Origin of the sequence: Pseudomonas brassicacearum, from assembly GCF_003732265.1 — a bacterium.
In the GTDB taxonomy this organism is placed as follows: domain Bacteria; phylum Pseudomonadota; class Gammaproteobacteria; order Pseudomonadales; family Pseudomonadaceae; genus Aquipseudomonas; species Aquipseudomonas brassicacearum_D.
The window spans coordinates 1-657 of sequence record NZ_MOBK01000119.1 but is presented as its reverse complement, the minus strand read 5'-3'; the positions used below and the strand labels follow the sequence as shown (position 1 = coordinate 657).

2 protein-coding genes and 1 pseudogene are annotated in these 657 nt (G+C 50.7%); all 3 read right to left on the bottom strand.

Translation table 11 applies throughout. The features are described 5' to 3' along the window. Positions 1–291: transposase (locus BK660_RS30355; RefSeq protein ID WP_185045268.1), on the bottom strand; the 291-nt coding region annotated here is incomplete at its 3' end. A gap of 60 nt (positions 292–351) precedes the next feature. Then, positions 352–501, bottom strand: a complete 150-nt coding sequence (locus BK660_RS33755) for a hypothetical protein (protein WP_404942966.1) — start codon at positions 499–501, stop codon at positions 352–354. 46 nt (positions 502–547) lie between these two features. After that, positions 548–657: pseudogene (locus BK660_RS33265) on the bottom strand (transcriptional regulator); the annotation flags it as partial.

Here is a 657-nt window from a genome sequence, read left to right as displayed (position 1 = left end):
GCCCGAGCGTCCTTCGAGCTTGTTGCGATAACGCGTCATACGGCCAGCCAGACCTTTCATCAACTTCCCTAGTCCGGATGTGTCTTCTCCTGGGGCGAGGAGCAGGTGGACGTGATTAGTCATTAAGCAGAAGGCGTAGACCTTCACACCAAAGACATGCTTGAGTTCTTTCAAGTCGCTGACGTAACGCTGGAAGTCTTCTGGGGCGGCGAATACCACCTGCTTGTTGTGGCCACGTTGCACGATATGATGCGGGTAGTTTGGTAATACAATGCGTGCCATTCTTGGCATATAGTTTCCTACGTCCTTGTAACGGTGAGGTAAGTGTAGCAGTGAGGGGAAGGGGATGATTTAAATAAATCTGTCCCCTTTGTCTAAATACAGGTGCAACTCACGCCGAAGAAATTCGTCATGTCGCACAGGCATCGAGAGGCTGATCGCCATTGGTGGCGATGCATCTTCGTGATAACGGAAATTGAAATCCTCGGCATCGCTGAACAGTCTGCCGCTATTACCTTAAGGGGTACAGACTTGAAGACAGGACATTTCATTCGAATAAATCTCCAAGCTCTTCAAGGGTTGGCATCGTTGCTGGAACCACCGAGAGTTCGCAGTCCAACGCAGCTAAAACCCGCGCGTAAGCGATCATGCCGACAG